Genomic DNA, 6073 nt, shown 5'->3' with positions numbered 1-6073 from the left:
GCCGGCCCCGGGTGCCGCAGAGAGGTACTCGTGAAGCCGTCGCGCCTGGTCACGAAGTGCCTGCTCGGTCCTTGCCGACACCGGCCACACCGCGGAACGAGCCGGGGCGGCCGTAGTGGCCGTAGTGGCCGCCGACGCCTCGGTGTCGGGCGCCGTCTCCGGTGCGGATTCCAGGATGATGTGCGCGTTGGTGCCGCTGATGCCGAACGACGACACCGCGGCCCGCCGGGCACGGTCGGCCTCCGGCCACGCACGGGTCTCGGTCAGCAGCTCGACGCCGCCGCCCGCCCATTCCACGTGCGGGGTGGGCTCGTCCACGTGCAGGGTCTTCGGCAGGATGCGGCGCCGCAGCGCCTCCACCGTCTTGATCACACCGGCGATGCCCGCAGCGGCCTGCGTGTGCCCGATGTTCGACTTCAGCGAACCCAGCCACAGCGGCTGCCCGGGATCGCGGCCTTCCCCGTACGTGGCGATCAGGGCCTGCGCCTCGATCGGGTCTCCGAGGGTCGTCCCGGTGCCGTGGGCTTCCACGGCGTCCACGTCCGCCGTCGTCAGTCCGGCGTCGGCGAGTGCGGCGCGGATGACCCGCTGCTGCGAGGGGCCGTTCGGGGCGGTCAGGCCGTTGCTGGCGCCGTCCTGGTTCACCGCGGAACCGCGCACCACGGCCAGCACCCGGTGACCGTTGGCCCGCGCGTCCGACAGGCGTTCCAGGACGATCACGCCGGCGCCCTCGCCCCACGCGGTGCCGTCGGCGGCTGAGGCGAACGGCTTGCAGCGGCCGTTCGGGGCCAGCCCGCGCTGGCGGCTGAACTCGACGAAGATGCCGGGTGCGGCCATGACGGTCGTGCCGCCGACCAGGGCCATGGAGCATTCGGAGTTGCGGATCGACTGGCAGGCCAGGTGCAGGGCGACCAGGGACGACGAGCACGCGGTGTCGACGGTGAGGGCCGGGCCCTCCAGGCCGAACGTGTAGGAGAGCCGGCCCGAGGCCACGCTGGTGGTGGTGCCGGTGAGGAGGTAGCCCTCCATGGCTTCGGCGCTGTTCATCGCGCCGGCCCCGTAGTTCTGTCCGGCGACGCCGGCGAACACGCCGGTGTCCGTGCCGCGCAGCGACGCGGGGAGGATGCCCGCCTGCTCCAGCGCCTCCCAGGCGACTTCGAGGAGCAGCCGCTGCTGGGGGTCCATCGCGGACGCCTCGCGCGGGCTGATGCCGAAGAACTCGGCGTCGAACGCGTCGGCGTCGTAGACGAATCCGCCGTGCCGGGCGTAGGTCTTGCCGGCCGCGGCCGGGTCGGGGTCGTACAGGTTCTCGACGTCCCAGCCGCGTCGTTCGGGGAAGTCGCCGACCGCGTCGACACCGTCGGCGACCAGCCGCCACAGCGCGTCGGGGCTGGTGGCGCCGCCGGGGAAGCGGCAGCCCATGCCGACGACGGCGATCGGGTCGTCGTCGGTCGTGGCCGTGGCCCTGCTCCGGCGGGCGGGTGCGGTGCCGGCCGCGGGCGTGGTGCCGGCCAGGAGTTCGCGCAGCCGGCCGGCGAGCGCCGCCGGGGTGGGGTAGTCGAAGACCAGGGTGGCCGGGAGGCGGGTGCCGATCGCGGTGGTGAGGTGGTTGCGGAACTCCACCGCGGTCAGCGAGTCGAAGCCGAGTTCCTGGAAGGGGCGTTGGGGGTCGATGGCGTCGGTTGCGGTGTGGCCGAGCACGGTCGCGATGTGGCCGCGGATCAGATCGAGCAGCAGGCGGTGTTGCCCGGTCTCGTCGAGACCGGCGAGACGGCGGGCCAGCCTGCCCGTCTGCCCGCCCGTCGTGCCGGCCTGCGCACGCCGTGCCGGGGCGCCGGCGAGGGAGTCGAGCAGGTCCGGCAGGGTGCCGGCGGCGGCCTGCTGCCGCAGGCCCGGCAGGTGCAGGGCGAGCGGCACGACGAGGGCTTCGCTGCCCGCCACCGCATCGTCCAGCAGCGCCAGGGCCCGGTCGGTGGGCAGCGGCAGCATGCCGGTGCGCCGCAGCCTGGCCAGGTCCTGCTCGTCGAGGTCACCGGTGAGGGCGCTGGTCTGTTCCCACAGTCCCCAGGCCAGCGACACGCCCGGCAGTCCTTCGGCCCTGCGGTGCTGGGCCAGCGCGTCCAGGTAGGCGTTGGCGGCGGCGTAGTTGGCCTGGCCGGGGGCGCCGAGGACGCCGGCGGCCGAGGAGAACAGGACGAAGGCGGCCAGGTCGGTCTCGCGGGTGAGTTCGTGCAGGTTGCGGGCGCCGGCCGCCTTGGGGCGCAGCACGGCCGCCAGCCGGTCGGCGGTCAGCGCGGGCACGGTCGCGTCGTCGACGACCCCCGCCGCGTGGATCACGGCGGTCAGCGGGTGCTCGGCGGGGACCGCGGCCAGCACGGCGGCGAGCGCGGCACGGTCGGCCACGTCGCAGGCGGCGACCGTCACCCGGGCGCCGAGCTCCCCGAGTTCCTCGACCAGCGCCGTGCCGCCGCCGCGGCGCCCGGTGAGCAGCAGGTGCCGCACGCCGTGCCGGGTGACGAGGTGGCGGGCGACGAGCGAGCCGAGGGTGCCGGTGCCGCCGGTGACGAGGACGGTGCCCTCGGGGTCCAGCGGGCGCGGCAGGGTCAGCACCACCTTGCCGGTGTGCCGGGCCTGCTGGATGTGCCGGAACGCCTGAGGGGCCCGCCGTACGTCCAGGGCGCGCAGCGGCAGCGGGCGCAGGGCGCCGGTCTCGAACAGCGCGAGGAGGGCGCGCAGCATCTGCTGGATCCGGTCGGGCTCCGCCTCGCTCATGTCGAACGGCCGGTAGTGCACGCCGGGGTGGGCTGCGGTGACCTCGTCCGCCGCGCGCAGGTCGGCCTTGCCCATCTCCATGAAACGGCCGCCGTCCGCCAGCAGCCGCAGTGAGGCGTCGATGTGGTCGCCGGTCAGCGAGTTGAGCACCACGTCCACGCCGGCGCCACCGGTGGCGGTCCGGAACGCGTCCTCGAAGTCGAGGCTGCGCGAGGACGCCAGGTGGGCGTCGTCCAGGCCGAGGCCTCGCAGTACGGGCCACTTGCCGGGGCTGGCGGTCGCGTAGACCTCGGCGCCCCGGTGGCGGGCCAGCTGGATGGCGGCCATGCCCACGCCGCCCGCGCCGGCATGGATCAGGACCCGTTCACCCGGGGCCACGGTGGTGAGGTCGGACAGCCCGTAGTAGGCGGTCAGGAAGGTGATCGGGACGGTGGCGGCCTGCGCGTACGACCAGGTGCCGGGCATCCGCACCAGCCAGCGGTGGTCCGTCACCGCGGTCGGCCCTGCCGCACCCGGCACCAGGCCCATGACGCGGTCGCCGGGTGCGAGGTCCCGCACGCCGGGCCCGACCTCCGTGACGACACCGGCCGCTTCGCCGCCGATCGGCGCCTCGCCCGGATAGAGGTCGAGGGCGATCAGCACATCGCGGAAGTTGACGCCCGCCGCGCGTACCGCGATCCGCACCTGTCCGGCGTCCAGCGGTGCGAGGGCGTCGTCCGCGGGTTCGAGTACCAGGTGGTCGAGGGTGCCCCGGCTGGTGACGCCGAGCCGCCAGGCCGCCGCGTCGTCGGGAGGTGTCAGCGCGCCGCCGTCGTCGGCTACGACCAGCCGCGGGGTGAACGCGGTGCCGTCCCGCAGGGCGAGTTCCCCGGCGTCCGGGGTGAGCGCGGCGGGCAGTGCCGCGTACGAGGCGTCGCTTGCGTCGAGGTCCACCAGCACGATCCGGCCGGGGTTCTCGGAACGCGCCGTCCGCAGCAGGCCGCGCACCGCCGCACCGGCCAGGTCGTCGAGGCCGTCCTCGGCCCGCACCGCGACCGCGCCCCGGGTGAGGACCACGAGCCGTGCGGCGGCGTGGGACTCGTCACCGAGGAACTCCTGGACGAGCGCGAGCACGGCACGGCAGGCCGCTTCAGGGTCGGGCGTGCCGGACGCGGAGGCGGGGCCCGGCGCCGACGTGGAGTCAGGGGAGGACGGCACGGCGCACAGGAGCGTCCTGGCCGCCTCGGGCGCCCCCTTGGCCGCGGCCAGGTCGGCGTGGGCCGGCACGGTCGGCGGCAGCGCTTCGGCCAGGCGCGGGTCGACGCGGCCGAGCAGCGCCCAGCCGTCGCAGGAGGCCGGGTCGGGCGCGGCGGCGGACGGCTTCGGGGCGGCGAGGGGCGACCAGTCCACCTGGTAGAGCCGTTCGGGGCGGGACGCCCCGGCGGACAGCTGGTCGGCCGGGACCGCCCGCATCGTCACCGAGTCCACCACCGCCACCGGGACCCCGGCCTCGTCGGCGACGGTCAGCGAGAGCGCGTCGCCGCCGTCCCCGGCGTGCGGGGTGATCCGCACCCGCATCCGGCCCGCACCGCCGGCGTGCAGCCGGACGCCTTCCCAGGCGAAGGGCAACTTGATCCGGTCCAGGTCCCCGCCGTCGGCGACACGTGCCGCGAGCACGGCGTGCAGTGCGGAGTCCAGCAGCGCCGGATGGAGCCCGTAGGCGCCCGGGTCGGTGTCGGCGGGCAACGCCACCTCGGCGTAGAGGTCGTCCCCGAGCCGCCAGACCGCTTCGAGCCCCTGGAAGACGGTGCCGTAGACGAGGCCGAGCCCGGCCAGGTCGTCGTAGAGGTCGGCGATGCGTACCGGCTCGGCGTCCGCCGGCGGCCACTCAGCCGGGAACGCGGTGTCCGGCTCCTGGCCGGCGTCCGGCACCAGCGCACCCGTGGCGTGCCGGTGCCAGGTCCCGTCGCCGCTGTCGGTGTCGGTGTCGGCGGGCCGGGAGTGCACGGCCAGCGCACGGCGCCCGTCCTCCTGTGCCGCGCCCACCTGGACCCGCAGCTGGACGGCGCCGGTGCCGGTGAGCACCAGCGGCCGGTGCAGGGTGAGTTCGTCCACCCGGTGCAGGCCGTCGAGCTGCCCGGCCGCGTGCAGGGCCAGCTCGACGAAGGCGGTGCCCGGCAGCAGCACCGAGTCCATCACCTGGTGCCCGGCGAGCCACGGATGCGTCGGCAGGGCGATCCGGCCCGTGAACACCGCGTCCCCGTCGGGCAGCTCGACCGCCGCCGCAAGCAGCGGGTGCCCGGTCGGGCTCAGCCCGGCCCCGGTCACGTTCATCTTGGCACCGGTCGTGTCCAGGGCGTAACGGCGGCGCTGGAACGGGTACGTGGGCAGGTCGACGTGGACGGCCTGGTCGGGGGCGCCGGCCGGCAGCTGCCAGTCGACTTCGGCGCCGTTGACGTAGGCGGTCGCGAGCGCGGTCAGGAAGGTGCGGGTCTCGGGGTGGTCGGCACGCAGCGCGCAGACGGCGACCACCGGCTCGTCCACCTCGTCCACCGAGCCGGCCTCGTCCGCCTCGTTCGACTCGTCGAGGGTGGCCCGGGTGAGCGCGGTCAGCACCGGGTCCGGGCCCAGCTCCAGGAACGTGGCCACACCCGCCGCACGCAGACTGCGCACCCCGTCCGCAAAACGCACCGGCTGACGAATGTGACTGCTCCAGTACCCCGGATCCGTCACCTGCTCGACCGTGGCGATCTCGCCCGTCACGTTCGAAACGACCGGAGTCGACGGCTCGTGGAAGGTCAGCCCGGCTGCGATCTCCTCGAACTCCTCCAACACCCCGTCCATGTGCGCGGAGTGGAAGGCATGACTGACCGCGAGGGTGCGCGTCTTGCGGCCCAGCCCGGCGAAATGCGCCGCGACCCGGGCCACGGCCTCCGCATCACCCGAAACCACCGTCGAATCGGGTGCGTTCACCGCCGCCAGCGACACGGCCGGGTCGTCCGCGAGCAGCGGCAGCAGCTCGTCCTCCGTGGCCTGGACGGCCACCATGCCACCGCCCGCCGGAGCGGCCTGCATCAACCGACCACGCGCCGCGACCAGCGCCCCCGCATCCGCCAACGACAACACACCCGCCACATGCGCAGCCGTCAACTCCCCCACCGAATGCCCGGCCACCACATCGGCCCGCACCCCGAAGGACTCCACCAACCGGTACAGCGCCACCTCTAGCGCGAACAACGCCGGCTGCGTGAAACACGTCTGATCAAGCACGCCCGCATCAGCGCCGGCATCGGCGTCGGCGAACACCACGTCCTTCAACGAC

Annotated in this window: 1 protein-coding gene; it reads right to left on the bottom strand. The window is 74.8% G+C overall.

What is annotated here, in order from left to right; translation table 11 throughout:
* Positions 1–6073: type I polyketide synthase (locus NQO67_RS43270; RefSeq protein ID WP_305126990.1), on the bottom strand; the 6073-nt coding region annotated here is incomplete at both ends.

The organism is Streptomyces odontomachi, from assembly GCF_024435355.1.
GTDB classification, from domain to species: Bacteria; Actinomycetota; Actinomycetes; order Streptomycetales; family Streptomycetaceae; genus Streptomyces; species Streptomyces odontomachi.
Note: the sequence above shows the minus strand (reverse complement) of the source record. Positions and strands in the feature narration are given on the sequence as shown.